The following is a 17,249-nucleotide window of genomic DNA, read 5'->3' as shown; positions in this document are numbered from 1 at the left end:
TTAAAAAGGATCGGGTTCGCGGATCCTAATCATGAGGTATCGTCATGGACAAAGAATCATTGAAATTTTTTGAAGAACTCTGTAACAGTCCAGGTCCGGCAGGGTTTGAGAGGGAAACGACACAATTAATGAAGAGTTATGTTCAGAAGTGGGCAGATAACGTTTACGCTGATAGGATGGGAAGTCTTGTTTTCGAAAAAAAAGGTAGCTCAGAGGCCCCTACGATTCTTATACCGGGCCATATCGACGAAATTGGATTCATCGTTACAAGCATTACGGATCAGGGCTTTTTGACATTTCACCAGCTCGGGGGATGGTTTGACCAGGGTCTTCTAGGTCAGAAAGTAATTGTGATGACGAGAAAAGGGAAGCTGAGGGGGGTCATCGCAATCAAACCTCCCCATCTTCTGGATGAAGAAGAAAGGAAGAAGGTCATTACAAAGGACAAAATGTTCATCGATATTGGATGTTCGAACAAAGATGAAGCGGAGGAAATGGGAGTTCGGGTTGGTGATGCGATCGTTCCCGATTCGACATTTTTCACAATAAAGAAGAGGGCTTTTAAGGAAGGAAAATTCATTGGAATAAAGACGCTGGCATTTGGAAAAGGATTTGACGATCGGGTCGGAGCTTTCATCGCTGCTCAGGTTGTAAGAACATTGAAAGAGAAGGAAATCGATCATCCAAATAGAGTCGTCGGCGCTGCAACGGTTCAGGAAGAAGTCGGCTTAAGAGGTGCAAAGACCGTTGCAAACCTTGTGAAACCTGACGTCGCGATAGTCCTCGATGTAGAAATTTCGGGGGATGTTCCTGGTGTAGAACCAAGACAAGCACAAGCAAAACTGGGAGAAGGCATCGCGATCACGACGTATGATGCGTCAATGATTCCTAATCAGCCCCTAAAAGAATTAGCAATCAGCGTGTGCGAAAAGAACCGAATACCTTATCAACTGGCTACGACAACGATGGGAGGTACTGACGCGGGTGCAGTCCACATCAGCAACATTGGTTGTCCAAGCATCGTTGTTGGGCCGCCTACGCGGCATATTCACTCACATGTCGGCATTTTGGACCTGGGGGATGTCGATCATTGCATAAAGTTCGTCGTGGAGATGGTCAAGGTTCTTGATAAATCAAAGGTCGATTCACTGACGCTCATATAAGGGGATTAGGGTATCCTCGACCAAAAATTATAAGAATAGTCAAAGGATGACACCGCTTATCGTTACTGACGGTGTTCATTGGTGAGTTCAATGTCGACAGAGAAAGCAAACGCAAGTGTCAAGGTCTCAAAAGGTGACATTATCAGGCTCGAATTCGACGGCTGGATTGTGGAGAGCGGCGAGCTTTTCGACACGACGGACGCGGGAAGAGCCAAGGAAGCTGGGATTTTCAATGAGAATCTCACTTACGCTCCTATCCCAATCTTGCTTGGAAATGGCAGAATATTTGAGGGGCTCGAAGAGGCCATCATTGATGCGGAAGTCGGTGTTGAAAGGGAAGTCGTTATTCCTCCTGAGAAGGCTGCGGGGCATAGAGATCCAAAGCTCGTGGAAATACATCCAATAAGGGAATTTTTGAAGCAGAATATCGAACCAAAGGTCGGTATGGAAATCAGCATGAAGAATCGTGTCGGAACGATCATCTCTGTCACAACTGGCAGGGTCAGGATAGATTTTAACAAGAGATTAGCTGGCAAGACGCTGAAGTATAGATTTAAAGTCGTTTCGAAAATCGAAGATCCTGAGGAAAAAGTTAAGGCGATTCTTGAGATGGATTATGGCACGAGCGACGGGTTCAGAGTTACTCTTGAGGACAAGAAAGCAATCATCTTCCTTCCAGACGTCTGCAAGTATGATCAAAAATGGCTCATATCGAAGTACAGGGTCGTCTCCGATTTAAGAGACGCTTTGGGCTTCAATATAGTGCAATTCGTTGAAGAGTACGTAAAGAAAGAGGAGGAGTCGAAAGTCGAGGAAAAGAAGGGTGAGGAAAAGGGAAATGAACCTCTCCAAGCTCTTGAGAAGTCCGAGGCCTCTCAATAATCAGTGCGGCTGACAATCACGTCAGTCCCAGCAAGTAATCTTTTTATTACAATATTTTTTATGCAATAACGGGCGTGTGGCCTAGCATGGATATGGCAGCAGCCTCCTAAGCTGCAAGTCAGGGGTTCAAATCCCCTCACGCCCGCATGGCATTTTTTGGATCTGCAGGCAGGAGTCTCTTTGGCGAACAATATGGAAAAATCTCTTTGGCTAATTACCACTGGGGCCGCTATGACGATGCCTGAAAGTGAAATAGGAAGACGGCTATATAGGTAATTAGGATTCATATGGATCTCATCCTTGTCAGACACGGCGAGACGGACTGGAATAGGAATCTCGTGTTCAGAGGGCGCATCGACGTTCCGCTTAACGAAACTGGATTGGCCCAGGCAGCGGCGACGGCAGAAGTGCTAAAGAATCGCGCGATTTCTTTTGTCTATAGCAGTCCACTTCTTCGTGCGATGAAGACCGCTGAAATCATTGCGAGACCACATTCACTTGCTGTCATCGCTGATGAAGACCTCATCGACATCGACTATGGTCTTCTTCAGGGCTTATCTGAGGACGAAGCAAGAATGCGCTATCCAGAGTTGATCGAAGAATGGAACTCGCATCCTGAAAAAGTAAGATTTCCCGGCGGGGAGGGTATCGCGGATGTATGGAATCGGATACAGGATTTCTTGGGTCGCATTTTCGCATTAGCGGAAAGGGAGACGGTGCTGGTCGTTTCCCACAGGATTCCCATTAAACTTATCTCATTAGCCCTCCTGGGCGTGGATCTGGCAGAAATGAATGCGATCAAACATGATACATGTGCGATATCGACATTCCTGATCGAAAATGGATGTGTCCGGGGGTCATTACTCAATGATACCCGACACCTTACGCACCTTGGCGCAGGTCATATGAAGGATTTTTGAAACGATGTTAGTGAGCACAGGTACTGGGCGATAGCGTAACCTATCTTTTCTCCTACCTTTTTGGTTAGCCAATAGTCTCCTAGGAAAGAAGAGGAACCCAATTGCGATTGTCTTTGAGAATAGCTAATGAAGAGACCAGGTGTCCTCGAGATGAAATCATCATTTTCTGGATGGTAATTAGAGGATCCAGAGAAATTAGCGTCATTGATCTCCCCTCTGGAAGGCCAGGTTGGAGTTTCCATCCCCTCTATTTTGATTGACGAATTTGCCATAATTAACTCGCGTGCAATCAATTCACAATTCAATCAGCGAATCAATCCCTTCTCAAAATTCGACCAAATCGCATTTTCGACGTAAATCATTGCAATAAACCCCGCAGAAGAATTTTCTGGGAGAAACTTAAATAGTTGTACATCAGAATCCATCATGGGCGGGAGAGCGAAAATACTTCCCTGTGGGGCATAGGGTGGTATTTTTCATGTATCAAAGGAGGACGAGGTATTATAGATGGTTGTAAATTCTCGAAGAATCGCTTGGGGTACGATGTTATTCGTCTTCTTTTTGATCGCCCTTGCAATTGCAGAACTTATTGCATGGTACCTTGAGGATTGGCTTCTTTTGATTCCGATACTTCTAGTTGAATGCGGCGTGGTAATAATTGTACTCGGGATCTTATTTGCTCTGAAAACCGAGCATAAGAGGACAGACTCGATCACGTCATACTTTGCTTTCTGGGGTTGTCTTGCGTTAATCTTGGGAATATTATGGTTGGCAAACACATGGATTCCAGGAAATGTTCCTGCACTCATTGCTATCTTTCTCATCTGGTTTGCTGTGATGATACTCGTACTTGCGCTGAGAGAGAAATATAGGAAATGAAGAGCTAATCATAAAAATTGTTCAACGTAGAATCCTTCAACAGGAAAGAATTATAACGCATGCGTTTCATAATTTTTTAATCGACATGGTCAAGGAATATGATCTCATCGTCATCGGCTCTGGCGCTGGTATGAACGTCGTTGATCGTGCTCGTCGAGCGGGTTTGCGCGTCGCTCTCATTGAAAACGGGCCTCTCGGCGGTACATGTCTTAATCGGGGTTGCATTCCCAGTAAGATATGGACTTATCCCGCAGATGTCATTCGATTAATAGGAGATTCACATAAGGTAGGAGTAACGGCTGAAGTAATTCGTACCGATTACGAAATCGTAAGAAAGAGAATGTGGAATCTTATCCTTCATGATCGCCAACAGATGGAAAGGGCAGTTCAGGCGGATGAGGAACTTGATTTTTATCATATGACTGGCTATTTCATTGATCGAAAAATGATACAGGTCGGTGATGAAAAAATCCGCGCTGAGAAGATTATGATCGCGTGTGGTGCGAGAACACGCGTCCCGGAGATTCCGGGTCTTGAAGATGCTGGTTATCTCACCTCAGAAACGGTCTTTGACATCGATCGCTTGCCGAAAAGTCTTGTTATTCTTGGAGGAGGCTATAAGGCATGCGAATTTGCTCACTTTTTCTCTGCTTTCGGAACAACTGTGACGATCATTGGTCGAAACCCCCGTCTCTTACCAAAAGAAGAGCCTGAGGTAAGTGCGCTTGTTCTTAAAGAGATGTCACGCTTCATAGATATCCGGGTTAATCAGGAAGTTATCGAGATCAACAAAGGAAGGAAACGGCATACGATTATTTTCAAGAATCGTGAGACCGGTGCAAAGAATGAGGTGGAGGCAGAGAAAATCCTTGTTGCGACGGGAGTGAGAAGCAACGCTGATCTAGTCCGTGCTGAGGCTGGTGGCATAGCACTCGACAATAATGGGTACATTGTTGTCAACCAGTTTCTCGAAACAAACGTTCCCGGTGTGTGGGCGTTTGGCGATGTTATTGGAAGGAATATGTACCGTCACACGGCAAATTATGAGAGCGAGATCGCGTGGAATAACGCTTTCGGGACAATAAAAGTCCCGGTGGATGAGCATGCCGTTCCTCACGCCGTTTTCTGTTATCCACAAGTCGCAAGCGTTGGTTTGACCGAAGCCGAAGCGGTGAAACGGGGTTATGATATCCTCGTTGGAATCAACATGTATTCAAGCTGTGCAAAAGGTTACGCCATGGCTGAAGAAAATGGTTTTGTAAAAGTGATTGTCGAGTCGGCAACAAGAAAGATCCTTGGTGCAAGTATTGTCGGATCGGAGGCCGCAATACTCCTCCAGTCACTTGTCTATCTCATGAATGCCGGCGATCAATCGTACCTTCCGATAGCACGGAGCCAGACAATTCATCCAGCGCTCAGCGAAGCCGTCGTCGGGGCCTTTGCAAGGTTGCACCCTCGTGGACATGACCAATCGCATCAATGATAGTACCGTGTGGACTATGATTGAGCTCGGCATGCTTATGAAAGGGATTAGGGTGTCGAGGATTAATGACCAGTCAAAATCGGGGGAGAGGATTATTAACTCAGTAATGACAAGGTCACAATCCATTACCATCAATGTTCTTTTCAGTTCAGAAGCCGTATGAGCATTTTCACATAGATCATACGGTCATTTGAACTCCCTTCGCATACTAAGGCTTGCCGCCGTTTTCAGTTTCGTGTCTCTTGGCTAATCTCTTCAGAAAGCGCTCGCCAGTAATAGCACAAAGATATGGAATTGGTGGTGTCAAATAAATGATCGATCCAAATAGAGCGAGCATTTTTTTCCCAGTGCTCATGAGACTGATTTTCTTAATTACGGGATCGTGTAGGTCAACTTGTTTGATCATCCCGAAAATCGATCTCAAGATCATCACGTCGGATGCGAAAACCACGCCGACACTCCAGGAGATTGCCTTCTGGAGTGGCATTCTTACACCACTCGCATCTGTCTTTTTTTTGAGAATTGCTCCCCTGAGATCCTCTGCATTCTCACCATCGAAGGTCGTATACGCATAAGCAATCGTACTAAGTGCGTGTGAATCGCTTCCGCCAACAATTGCCCATTTTCCAGACTTACTTCGCTCGGCCGCCAAGTTGTTTGCATATCCATCAATGTGCCCTGCGTTGATCGTCTCGATCGCGTCAACGTCAAGACTCTCGATTCTCTCGCCGAGACTAGGGCAGTGAAGACTGAAAGGATGAGGTGCGATGACAATGCCGTCCTGAGACCTGATTCTGTCGATCGTCTCTTCTACGGTCAAATGAGGCGGAACCTCTTCATTTAGATAAAGGCCTATGATTTCGCCTTCCAGCGTGCTGATTTCTTCTCCGATGACGACATCAATGTCGTTTTCCTTAGCGAATTCTTGTGCTTTGCACGCACCGAAAATCGTGTTGTGATCAGTGATGCACAGAACTTTGAGGCCCACTGATCTCGCCTTTCTCACCGCATCTCGAGGTTCGACGACAGATTCAGGGAATCTCAAAAAACCGAGCCTTGCGATTCCTGAGTACTTTGTATGAACATGAATGTCAGCTCGACTCTCCATCCGGACATGATATCATATTCAATGATATATACCATTCGGGCATTTTGAGTCAAAAAACCCTTTATGTACTTTTCACTGATTGGTCTGAATGCTTAGGAATTGTGGATTTGACCATACATTCTGAAAGCCGAAATTCACTCTTACTGACACGATCGATTTCCTGAATCCTCTGTGGTAAAGTCCTAAAAATGAAAAACTAATGAGATTCTACAAGCGTCTCATCTCTTGGCCACAGCAAACCAGCTTCCCTCTTCCGGCCTCCAACACTTTGACCTTATTGCCACAGATTTCGCAAAGGTATGTTTCCCCAATGTTCGTCATTTCTCTTCCTCCATTTGATCTAGCTCTTAAATTCTAAATTTTCATTTCACTCGACTTGATCTTTTCACTGATCATCTTCCCGTATTCCATGCATTTTGCTATTTTCTCACCTCTGGGAACATACTGGATTTCCAGATCCTCAAGCATGATCATTCCGGCCTTTTCCGCTTGTTCTCGCAAAGCTTTGACCGCACCACCACCCCAACCATATGAACCGAAAAATGCTCCAATTTTACCTCTCGGTCTGAGTCCCTTGAGGTAAACGACAAAATCTGCAACAGTGGGAAATGGACCATTATTGAGCGTTGGTGATCCAATTACCACAGCACGCGCATCAAGAACTTCGGTCATAATCTCACTTCTATCGCTGTCTGATATCCTGAACACTCTTGTTTCAACCCCTTCAGATGCGATGCCTTCAGCAATCAATTCTGCCATCACTTGGGTACTCCCCCACATTGTATCATATACGACCACTGCTTTTTCCTTCGTTTCTCCCTTTGCCCAAGACAGGTAACGACTGATGATCTTGTTAGGATCCTTCCGCCAGATAATTCCATGAGAAGTCGCCAATATTTTTATTGGAAGATCTTTCACCTTTTCGAATGTTTTGAGAACTTGTGAGCCAAATGGCATCAAAATATTAGCATAGTATTTCGCCGATTCATAGTCAAGGACAGATGGATCAACTTCGTCATCGAATCTTTTCAATGTTGCAAGATGCTGTCCGAAACCATCCATGGTGAAGAGAATTCCTCTTTCGACGAGAAACGTGAACATCGAGTCGGGCCAATGGAGCATAGGCGTCTCAATGAACTTCAATGTCAAATTCCCAATTTTCAGTTCCTGTCCGTCATGGACTTCTTGGACATCGAGATTATCATAATGAAGCGATAATCCTTCGACCCCCCTCTTCGAAGCCAAGATCTTTGCGCCTGTTAATTGTTGAGCAAGAGGCAGACTTCCTGAGTGATCCATTTCCACATGGTTGGAAATGATCAAACTTATGTCTTTTGGATTGGTGATTGATCTTATCCGTTCGATCATTTGGTCAAAGAATGGTCTTTTCACCGTATCAATGAGAACATTTTTTTCACCAGTTATCAGATATGCATTATAGGTTGTACCCCTCGGAGTTTTATAACCATGAAAATTCCTCACATTCCAATCGATTGCTCCGACCCAAAAAACGTCCTCTGCTATTTTCACACCCTTCATGAGATCGCCACATAAAAAAAGTAGAGGAACAAATATCTAAACTTTCTGGATCATGTTCATCTCGGACCTCAAGTAGCCACTTGTACGAAAATGACTCTGCTGTTTCATTGTCAATATTTTAATAAAGGTACATGATTCCTCTTTATAATGGGTATCATCGAATCAGTGATAATCTTCGTCAAGAACCTCATACTCGATCTTGGTTATCCCGGCATCGTTTTGTTAATGGCTTTAGAAAGCGCTAATGTGCCACTTCCAAGCGAAATCATACTGCCCTTTTCGGGTTGGCTTGTCTACGAAGGAAAGATGGATATTGTTGCGGCTTCATTAGCTGGTGCTATAGGTTGCACATTAGGGTCAATAATTTCCTATATCATAGGACTTTATGGCGGACGAGCATTCGTCGTGCGCTATGGAAGATATGTTTTGTTCGATGAAAGAGCGCTCGTGGCAGCTGAACGTTTATTCTCTAAGTACGGTGATGCGATTGTTTTCTTAAGTCGATTGTTGCCAATTATCCGGACGTTCATTTCTTTACCCGCTGGAATGGCTAAAATGAATTTTTCGCGTTTCGTGATTCTGAGTTTTTTCGGCTCTCTACCGTGGTGTTTCATTTTGGTCTATGTAGGGTTCGCGCTCGGACCCTCATGGGAAACAATCTTGGAAATTTTCCGTGGATTTGACTTGATCATTGTTGTCATAGTCCTCGTGGTACTGATATGGTTTCTTCTCAGAAGAAAGAACAAAATGAAGAAGCAATTAATTCATCAGGAGGAATAATAATATTCTCCCCTTTCTTTCTGTTCCCTATCAAGTCTTGAATCTAGCTTGTTGATCCTGGGTCTGTTGGTTTCATTGTCTCGTCGAAATGTCACACCGACATCCTTGAGAAAGAGGTTCATCCCTGTGCGCATGTCGAAGGGTCCTTTTCCGAGTCCTTCCTTTCCCGGCACACCTGAAAAGACCATAATAGAGTCGGAGACCATGTCAAGGAAATATATGTCGTGATCGACGACGAGCGCGCTTTTTCCCTGCTTCTCCATCACCCTTCTTAATGTCTTTGCAGCCTCCATTCTTTGATTCGAGTCAAGATATGCAGACGGCTCGTCAAGAAGGTAGATGTCCGCCTCTCTTGAAAGACAGAGAGCAATTGCGACTCGTTGCAGTTCGCCTCCCGCAAGCGTTGAGACCTGTTTTTCATATAGGTGAGTGAGGCCAAGTGGTTCTGCGATCTCGCTTTTGAAAAAACCTGATTCAAAAAAGTCTTTGACGAGCGTATGGAAGAGCTCTTTCACCGTTCCCTCGAAATCTGGAGTTATGTATTGAGGTTTGTAGCTCACCTTGACGTTTCGATCAATCGATCCCATTGTTGGTTTCAGAACACCTGCGAGCATTTTAACAAATGTTGTTTTTCCGATTGCGTTCGGTCCGACGACACCGACGGTTTCACCCACTCTGATCGACCCGCGCTCGACCTTCAGGCTGAACCCAGGGTACTGGTATCCCAGTGGTCCGAATTCAAGAAGCACGGCACTTTGCCAGGTCTCTTTAGGGGGTCTGACCTCGAATTCAATCATTCGTTCTCGGAACCGGATGTTCTCTTCAGCGAGATAACCTTGAAGATATACATTAATCGCTACGCGCACTTGCCTGGGCTGAGCGAAGACGCCGTAAGCGCCCTCCGAACCATAGACAAGATATACGTTATCTGCGAGGAAATCAAGGATTGCGAGGTCATGTTCTATGACGACTACATGTCTCCCTTGACTTAATGATTGAATGATCCGCGCGACTTTGAGTCTTTGGCTGATGTCGAGATATGATGAGGGTTCATCGAAGAAGTAAATGTCAGCATCCTTCAGCAGTGCCGCGGCAATTGCAACCCTCTGCAATTCCCCGCCAGAAAGCTCCCCTAGATCTCGATCAAGTGTGTCTGTTATATCGAGTCTTTCTGCAACCTCATGGATAGACATGCGTTCGGCCACTCGTGAGAGAAGATCCCGTGTGCGACCTTTGTAGGCTGTTGGAATCTTATCGACATATTGCGGCTTAAATGAAACTTTGATGTCGCCCGAGTATAGTTTTTCTAAATAATCATGGAGTTCCGATCCAGCGAAGTGCTCGAGAACCTCTGTTTTCGAAGGAGGATTTTCGTAATTGCCAAGGTTCGGCACTTCTTCACCTGATAGGAGCTTGAGTGCTGTCGTTTTACCAATCCCGTTTGGTCCAAGTATACCTGTGACCATCCCTTCTTTAGGTACAGGAAGCCTGTATAACCTGAAGGCATTCCGACCATACTGATGTACCAGATCCTTTTCCAGCTCTTCTGGTAGACCAATAATCTTTATCGCCTCAAAGGGACACTTATGAACACAAATACCACATCCCACGCAGAGTTCTTCGGAAATGACAGGTTTTCCTCTCTCTCCAATTACGATGGTTTCGACACCAGTTCTGACTTTCGGGCAGTACTTGATGCACTCCAAATTGCACTTCTTTGGCTGACAACGATCTTTGAGCAATGTCGCAATCCGCACATTCTCAGCAATAATGATGCTATTAAAAAAAGTTCCTAATCGCATGATCTTATGTCGCTCAATACCTGAGCATCAAAGCCTTATGTCTGGCTGCGATTCTTCTAAACGGCATGCGAACAGAGTGACTCAGGAAATCTATGGAATTCGGTTCGGACACGATCCGTTTGACCGAGTAATCAAAAGATTTCCACTAGCATGGTCTTTACGTGGTATGATAGGAATCTATCGAAATGCTGAAAAATAAGGCGAAAATAGTATTCATAGATTGGACCAACGGTTTAATTTCTGCTATTCAAACATTAAATGCTCTTATTTATTGTTTGATCTCATTTGATTATGCTATAAAGAAAAATACGACACAGGCCATTCTATTCTATAGATGAACGGCATATAATATGGATATGCATGGCGATTCGAAAACCCGTTTCTTTATCCCTTATATTCTCTATCCTTTATATTATTCCAATGTCATCATGAAACTTCTTAGGGCGCTATGCAGGAACTCGAAGATCTGCCAATATTGTTTTCGAGGGTTGTGGTCTTTTTTTTGGGATTTGCTGAGTCTTTTAGTTCTTTCGACCGTAAACTGTCAAAAGTGGGCATCGTCTTTTTTCTTCAAACTTAGATCGCCGTTTCTGGATCTTTTGTTCACTGTTTGTGGTGTAAATGGTCAAACTTAAATCCTATGTGATTCATTCACCCTCGTTCCATATGGCTAGGGTCCTGGTTTGCACTGCGTGGCCTTATTCAAACAGTCCGATACATCTAGGACACGTTGCGGGCTCGCTACTGCCAGGTGACATTTTTGCTAAGTATCACAGGCTTAAAGGGAATGAGGTCTTAATGGTCTCGGGATCAGATCAGCATGGGACTCCAGTTACAGTCAAAGCTGAAAAGGAAGGTGTTTCTCCAGAGGAAATTGCGGAGAGATACCACCGGATAAATTCTGAAGCGATCAGAGGTATGTCGATCACTTTTGATCTCTTCACGAAAACCCATACGGAAAATCATTTTGCCGTCGTACACGACGTTTTTCTCAAGCTTCTTGAAAAAGGACATCTTTACAAGAAAGAGACACTGCAGTATTACTGCGAAAAATGCGGGAGATTCCTTCCAGATAGGTATGTGGAAGGTCGGTGCGGGAACTGTGGGTACGAAAAGGCCAGAGGTGACCAGTGTGACAAGTGTGGGACTACATTCCTCCCCGGTGAGCTGAATGATGCGGTTTGTACGATTTGCTCCTCGCGGCCAGTGCTTAAAGAAACGGAACACTATTTTTTCAAACTTAGCGCGTTCAACGAATCTCTTTTGGACTATGTCAGCAACAAGCCCTATTGGAAGCCCAATGTTCAGACATTTACAAGGAATTGGCTTGAGGCAGGATTGAATGACAGGCCAATCACCCGTGATATGACTTGGGGAGTACCTGTCCCGTTACCTGGCTGGGAAAACAAAGTCATTTATGTATGGTTCGAGGCCGTCATTGGGTATCTCTCTGCATCGATCGAGTGGGCTAAAATGACGGGAAATCCGGAGAAGTGGAAAGATTTTTGGATGGATCCAGATTCCAAGCACTATTATTTCCTTGGAAAAGACAACATTCCGTTCCATACGATTATCTGGCCGGCTATATTGATGGGATATGGTGGTCTTAACCTTCCATACGACGTTCCTGCAAATGAATATCTCACTTTTAAGGGAGAGAAATTCTCGAAGAGCAGGGGGGTAAGCATCGATATTCCCAACATGCTTTCACGTTTTGACCCAGATATTATCAGATATTACTTAACAGCAAATATGCCGGAAAATAGGGATAGTGAATTCGATTGGGATGATTTTGAAGCCAAAATAAATAACGAGCTCGTGGCTACGCTTGGTAACTATTATCACAGGGTTCTGAGCTTTACTTACCGCAACTTTGGATCGATCCCTTCGTGTAATGGCATGGATGAGGAGAAAAGGAGAGTCACCGCTGCGATTTCTTCCGCGGCAGAGGAGGTTGACCAGTATCTTTCAACCTGTCAGTTCAAAAAAGCGCTAAAAGCGGTAATGGATCTAGCTCAATTCGGGAACAAGTTTTTTGATGGCGTTGCGCCCTGGGCTCTGTTGAAACAAGACAAGGATCGATGTGGATCCGTTCTCAATTTGAACCTTGAGATCGTCAAAGCACTCGCTGTTCTTTCTTACCCGTTCTTGCCCCGCTCAGCCTTTGATCTTTGGTCTTTGTTGGGTTATGAGGAGAGCCTTTTGAGTAAAGGATGGAACTGGATCTTTATCCCCGTTGTTCCAGGTCAGAGGTTGAAGGAGCCTCGCCCACTCTTTTCAAAAATCGAGATTACGGAGGAAACAGCAATGTTCAAAGAGTTTGAAAAATTGAATTTGAAAGTTGGTCAGATCATCAGTGCCGCAGATCATCCAAATGCCGACAAATTATATGTTCTCGAGGTCGACATCGGGAAAAGAATAAGACTTGTTGCCGGTTTGAGAGGTTACTATGACAAAAAAGAGCTTGTTGGAAAGAAAATCGTTGTTGTAACAAACTTGCAACCCGCCAAACTAAGAGGAGTTGAATCTCAGGGAATGTTATTGGCGGCAGAACATTCCAGCAAGGTTATTCTTCTTACGCCTGCAGAGGACGTTCCAGTGGGTACACCAGTTAATTCGGGCATGAATCAGTCTGATCGAGTTTTGTCGTTCCCCGATTTTCAAAAATTGAGGCTCTTGGTTGGTGAAGTCATCGACTCGAGGACGATAGATATCGGTAGATCTGTGAAGATCGAAGTGAGGAACGCAGTGCTCAAGAAGGGTAGCAAGATCGCGGTCTTCCTGCCTTCCCAGGACGCCTCTGTCGGCTTACCGCTTTTAACAGATAATGGCATTCCGATCACTGTAGACGGAGAGATTGAGAACGGAGCATTAATTAGATGATGGCGGACCTTCATGTTCATTCGACCTATTCTGGCGATTGCGATCTAAAAGTCGAAGCGATCCTTGAAAAATGCAAGTCTCTCTCCATTCGTGTTGTTTCGATCGTCGATCATAATTCTCTCGAAGGCACAATGCGTGCACTCGCGATCAAGCAAGACGATGTTATTGTCCTGCCAGGCATCGAGATTACGAGCAATGGGGGACATGTGATTGCTTATAACATCGAAGAGATCATTCCACGCGGCAAAAGTGTCGAAGAGACAATCGATTTGATTCATGACCACGGGGGGATCGCTGCCGCGCCCCATCCTTATCGGTTGTGGTCCGGACTTGGAAGAAAAGAGATTATTGGCAAGAAATTCGACGTGATCGAGACGATTAATGCACGGTCGTCATCTAGATCAAATCTCAAAGCGAAGAAGCTCCTTGAAATTGTCAATTGTGGTGAGATTGGTGGAAGCGATGCGCATTCGCTATCTCATATTGGTAAAGGATATACGATTTTTCCAGATCACTGTGAAAATGCCGATGACCTCGTCAAGGAAATTCTTAATAAGAGAACGAAAGCTGGGGGCGTGTCGAGAAAGTTTTCAGATTCTCTCAGTTACGGGGCAAAATGCATTTCCGAGTGGCTCGCGAGGGGTATGAAGAGATTGTAGTCAGAGAGTCAACTCAATTTTCGAAATTCTCTCCTTAGCATCGTTTGCGATCTTGTTCACATCTGCTGTCGCATCAGTCGCGACCACTAGTAAATATCGAGGGCCAGCACCAGTGAGGATCAGATTTCTATTAGCGAGCTGCAGTACAACTTTGTTCAATGTATCTTTTAGTTCCGCAGAGGTCGTTTCTGCTGCGCCAATAATAATCGCAGACATCGCTGCAAAAGTTTCCTGGTGAACGCCCCTTGGGGGATCGCCTGTGATATACATTCCACCTCTTGAGATGAGAGAAACGTCCAATACGTGATCGAGATTCTTAATGTCATCCAAAACACTGCGTATCTGTGATAATTCACCCATCTTAACCCACACTCTCCACGAGCGCCTACCAAGAGTATAATCGAAGAGACACCATAAAAGCTTTTTCTATACAATTTTCAAAATCCATAATAACCCAGGTGGGTCAAAAAAGAGTGTTTTGAAGCGCGGGAGAAAAAGACCCATTCATTGTTGCAAACATAATGATGCATCCCGGTTCTGTGCGAACCAAACCCTAGAAAGTTTCTAGTATTTTCATATATGTTACTAATCTGACAACATGGCGCGCTTTTCTCTCCGTCGACTATTCGTGCCACCTTATAAACGAGTGAGCGAAGGGATGAGAATTGAGAGAATCCTCGTACGATCCCTTAAGTCTCCATTGGCGGCTGAGAGGAGGCGCATGGAAAAGCGAATTATAAGCCATGGGACCAAGGATCCATATGAGATGGTCGCAATTCTGTTGAAGTTCTATCACAATCCTGACCAGAGAGTTCGGTCGAGCGTGAGGCACTGTTTGTCAGAAATCGCCAAGTCCCGCGTCGGCATGGACGCTGTCTTAAATAATATCATTCATCCAAGTAGAGACGTTCGGAGAGCAGTTCTGTCATTTCTCGGAGAGCATGTCGGGTTTCACGCGATTACATATGCGTCATTTTACGAGCAGACGATGTTACTTATTGCAATGGCGAGGAATCGGGAAATACCAGTTGATGATATTGAAGCGCTTGTGGGGGTTTCAAAGTCGACCTTTCTTGATGGCGAAGTGATTGAAGCTGTCAAGGACATCGCTGCATGTCTTGATTTTGTGAAACATAGGTATCGAAGTGCCGAGCAGCTTCGGGCCTACGTTGTTGACATTCTCAGATTAGCACCTGATCTCTCTCGGATGGGCGTTTTCAGCAGCTCTATTGAAGAACCTCTTAAAAAGGCAGTGAGAGCAAGTAGATCGAGAACTTACGACGAGACAAGAGAGATTATCGAGGAAAGAATGAAGGAGGCCACGGTAAGGAATGAACTTCTGAAGATTGGGAGAACTGTCAGCAGCGCTATAAAGGAAAGGCCAGAGATGAAACCTTCAGAACTTGCAGGTACTGATGTGTGGGTGATTTCAAGGTTGCATGAGTTAATCGACTCCGTTACATCAGCAACAGTTTCTGGCAACAAAATGGGTGCCATAGAGATGTTGCGATCATTTCTTGAGGATGAATTCCTTGAATTCTTTGAGGAGAGTTGTAAGAAACGCGTGGAAGAAAGAGAACCATCTGCTCTCTTCACGGTATATACCATAGGCATAGTCTGCCTGAAGTTGGCGTCGGCCCATATGCCAACATCAGCTGAGGAAATCTATCAGAAGTATTATAGACATCTTGAAGGGGAACCGAGCATTCATCTAGTTATGTGGCCCGAAATTGTTATGCACATCATCGGTTGAGAACCATATTCTTTCCTTCATGGGATTTAACATTGTACTGAGAGTTTAGACAAAAACAGGATAGAGGGACATTTACGGCCACACGGCGTTTGCAAAAGTAGTCATCAAGCTGGTCTTACGCAATATTTATATTCCAGTTGCAACTTATCGTCAAATGAGGGATGCACTCATGGTGAATTCGTTAGTGAAGCATGCTTTAGCAGCATCTAAGACTGTAAATGGCGACCAGCAGATTGGTCAAGGGGCCGTAGATGGATCTTCTGATATAGATGAAGAGCTGCGTAAGATCGCGGCTCAAATGGATGTCTGTATCAAGATCATCGGTTGCGGTGGAGGTGGGTCGAATACTATCAATCGATGCGTCGACGCTGGCATCAGTGGAGCACAGCTCTGTGCAATCAATACTGATGCAAAGCATCTGTTGACAATTCGTGCACCAAAGAAAATTCTCATAGGAAGAACTGCAACGAGGGGACTCGGTGCGGGTGCGATACCCGAGGTGGGTGAACAAGCAGCGAGAGAGAATGAGCTCGAAATCAGAGAGTATCTGAGGGGGGCGCACATCGTTTTCGTCACTGCTGGATTGGGCGGCGGTACGGGGACTGGATCGGCGCATTTTGTTGCAAGAATCGCTAAGGAATCGCTCCAAGCCTTGACAATCGGAGTCGTCACATTGCCGTTTAAGGCTGAAGGAACCGTAAGAATGGAAAATGCCCTCGCAGGTCTCGATAAGTTGAGGCGGGTGTGCGATACAACGATCGTCATTCCAAATGACAAGCTACTGGAGCTCGTTCCGAAACTCCCGATCGATGCAGCGTTCAAGGTGGCCGACGAGGTCTTGATGCAGACGATGAAAGGTCTCACTGAGATCATAACCAAACCGGGACTTGTGAACCTCGATTACAGCGATATCCAAACAGTGATGAGGGAAGGAGGGATTTCATTCGTTGGTATCGGCGAATCCGATGACGAGGACAACCGGGTTGAAGCCGCCGTAAAGGAAGCGCTTACATCGCCGCTCCTCGGTGAAATTGATCTGAAGGATGCCAAAGGTGCCCTTATCAGGGTAGTTGGCGGTCCTGACATGACAATTGCGGAAGCGCAGAAAGCGGCAGAGATCGTAACAAACAGCGTAAACGAGAGGGCACGAATCATCTGGGGATGCTCGATCGAACAGGAACTGAAGGGAACCATTAAGGTGCTCCTTATTGTCACAGGAGCAAAATCGAAATACATGCTGGGGCGAAGCGACTATGATTATGAGGACAAGCTGGCTAGCAATTTTGCTCCCCAGAGGAGTGCAAGGGGATACGGCTCAGCAAGCGATGACGGAATCGATTTTGTGCGTTGAGCGTGGAGGCAAACTGGTTTCGCGTTGGCTGAGGATCTCAATATAGC

At 45.3% G+C, this 17,249-nt stretch carries 15 protein-coding genes and 1 tRNA gene; 11 read left to right on the top strand and 5 right to left on the bottom strand.

The window, feature by feature from the left end; genetic code table 11:
* Nucleotides 1-44 precede the first annotated feature (44 nt).
* The 6 genes from QHH00_03865 (at nucleotide 45) to QHH00_03840 (ending at nucleotide 5,327) form a co-directional block, all read left to right on the top strand.
* A complete protein-coding gene (locus QHH00_03865) occupies nucleotides 45-1,163 on the top strand; it encodes a M42 family metallopeptidase (GenBank protein MDH7508517.1) in 1,119 nt (372 codons plus the stop codon).
* A 90-nt stretch (nucleotides 1,164-1,253) separates the two neighbouring features.
* On the top strand, nucleotides 1,254-2,045 hold the full coding sequence (locus QHH00_03860) for a peptidylprolyl isomerase (protein ID MDH7508516.1): 792 nt from the start codon (nucleotides 1,254-1,256) through the stop codon (nucleotides 2,043-2,045).
* A 70-nt stretch (nucleotides 2,046-2,115) separates the two neighbouring features.
* Nucleotides 2,116-2,190: transfer RNA gene (locus QHH00_03855), tRNA-Arg, on the top strand.
* A 142-nt stretch (nucleotides 2,191-2,332) separates the two neighbouring features.
* Complete coding sequence (locus tag QHH00_03850) at nucleotides 2,333-2,965, top strand: histidine phosphatase family protein (protein ID MDH7508515.1); 633 nt, start codon at nucleotides 2,333-2,335, stop codon at nucleotides 2,963-2,965.
* Between the two features lie 507 nt (nucleotides 2,966-3,472).
* A complete protein-coding gene (locus QHH00_03845) occupies nucleotides 3,473-3,844 on the top strand; it encodes a hypothetical protein (protein MDH7508514.1) in 372 nt (123 codons plus the stop codon).
* 85 nt (nucleotides 3,845-3,929) lie between these two features.
* On the top strand, nucleotides 3,930-5,327 hold the full coding sequence (locus tag QHH00_03840; protein ID MDH7508513.1) for a dihydrolipoyl dehydrogenase: 1,398 nt from the start codon (nucleotides 3,930-3,932) through the stop codon (nucleotides 5,325-5,327).
* Nucleotides 5,328-5,535: 208 nt separating this feature from the next.
* On the opposite strand, the gene QHH00_03835 is transcribed toward QHH00_03840, so the two are convergent.
* The 3 genes from QHH00_03835 to QHH00_03825 all read right to left on the bottom strand — a co-directional run bounded on the left by QHH00_03835 (nucleotide 5,536) and on the right by QHH00_03825 (nucleotide 7,974).
* On the bottom strand, nucleotides 5,536-6,435 hold the full coding sequence (locus tag QHH00_03835) for a PHP domain-containing protein (GenBank protein ID MDH7508512.1): 900 nt from the start codon (nucleotides 6,433-6,435) through the stop codon (nucleotides 5,536-5,538).
* A gap of 207 nt (nucleotides 6,436-6,642) precedes the next feature.
* Nucleotides 6,643-6,756 (bottom strand): desulfoferrodoxin FeS4 iron-binding domain-containing protein, encoded by a 114-nt coding sequence (locus tag QHH00_03830; GenBank protein ID MDH7508511.1) that lies wholly within the window; start codon nucleotides 6,754-6,756, stop codon nucleotides 6,643-6,645.
* Nucleotides 6,757-6,789: 33 nt separating this feature from the next.
* Complete coding sequence (locus QHH00_03825; GenBank protein MDH7508510.1) at nucleotides 6,790-7,974, bottom strand: FprA family A-type flavoprotein; 1,185 nt, start codon at nucleotides 7,972-7,974, stop codon at nucleotides 6,790-6,792.
* A 147-nt stretch (nucleotides 7,975-8,121) separates the two neighbouring features.
* Here QHH00_03825 and QHH00_03820 point away from each other — a divergent pair, with 147 nt between their 5' ends.
* The gene (locus tag QHH00_03820) at nucleotides 8,122-8,754 is read left to right on the top strand and encodes a DedA family protein (GenBank protein ID MDH7508509.1); all 633 of its coding nucleotides are present in this window, start codon (nucleotides 8,122-8,124) and stop codon (nucleotides 8,752-8,754) included.
* On the opposite strand, the gene QHH00_03815 is transcribed toward QHH00_03820, so the two are convergent.
* On the bottom strand, nucleotides 8,742-10,556 hold the full coding sequence (locus QHH00_03815; GenBank protein MDH7508508.1) for a ribosome biogenesis/translation initiation ATPase RLI: 1,815 nt from the start codon (nucleotides 10,554-10,556) through the stop codon (nucleotides 8,742-8,744). The two genes, QHH00_03820 and QHH00_03815, sit on opposite strands and share 13 nt — an antisense overlap.
* A 666-nt stretch (nucleotides 10,557-11,222) precedes the next feature.
* On the opposite strand from QHH00_03815, the gene metG reads away from it, so the two are divergent.
* Together metG and QHH00_03805 are read left to right on the top strand one after the other, a co-directional pair.
* The gene (gene metG / locus QHH00_03810; protein ID MDH7508507.1) at nucleotides 11,223-13,439 is read left to right on the top strand and encodes a methionine--tRNA ligase; all 2,217 of its coding nucleotides are present in this window, start codon (nucleotides 11,223-11,225) and stop codon (nucleotides 13,437-13,439) included.
* Nucleotides 13,436-14,098, top strand: coding sequence for a PHP-associated domain-containing protein (locus QHH00_03805; protein MDH7508506.1), 663 nt, complete (start codon nucleotides 13,436-13,438; stop codon nucleotides 14,096-14,098). The genes metG and QHH00_03805 overlap by 4 nt, the downstream gene beginning before the upstream one ends.
* Here the strand turns inward: QHH00_03805 and QHH00_03800 are convergent, their stop codons facing one another.
* Nucleotides 14,099-14,458, bottom strand: a complete 360-nt coding sequence (locus QHH00_03800; protein ID MDH7508505.1) for a roadblock/LC7 domain-containing protein — start codon at nucleotides 14,456-14,458, stop codon at nucleotides 14,099-14,101.
* A 361-nt stretch (nucleotides 14,459-14,819) separates the two neighbouring features.
* On the opposite strand from QHH00_03800, the gene QHH00_03795 reads away from it, so the two are divergent.
* Both QHH00_03795 and ftsZ read left to right on the top strand, forming a co-directional pair.
* Entirely contained in the window at nucleotides 14,820-15,851 is a 1,032-nt protein-coding gene (locus tag QHH00_03795) for a class I tRNA ligase family protein (GenBank protein ID MDH7508504.1), read from the top strand.
* 154 nt (nucleotides 15,852-16,005) lie between these two features.
* On the top strand, nucleotides 16,006-17,202 hold the full coding sequence (ftsZ, locus tag QHH00_03790; protein ID MDH7508503.1) for a cell division protein FtsZ: 1,197 nt from the start codon (nucleotides 16,006-16,008) through the stop codon (nucleotides 17,200-17,202).
* The last annotated feature ends 47 nt before the right edge of the window (nucleotides 17,203-17,249 follow it).

It is taken from the genome of Methanomassiliicoccales archaeon (genome assembly GCA_029907465.1).
Taxonomy (GTDB): Archaea; Thermoplasmatota; Thermoplasmata; order Methanomassiliicoccales; family JACIVX01; genus JACIVX01.
Note: the sequence above shows the minus strand (reverse complement) of the source record. Positions and strands in the feature narration are given on the sequence as shown.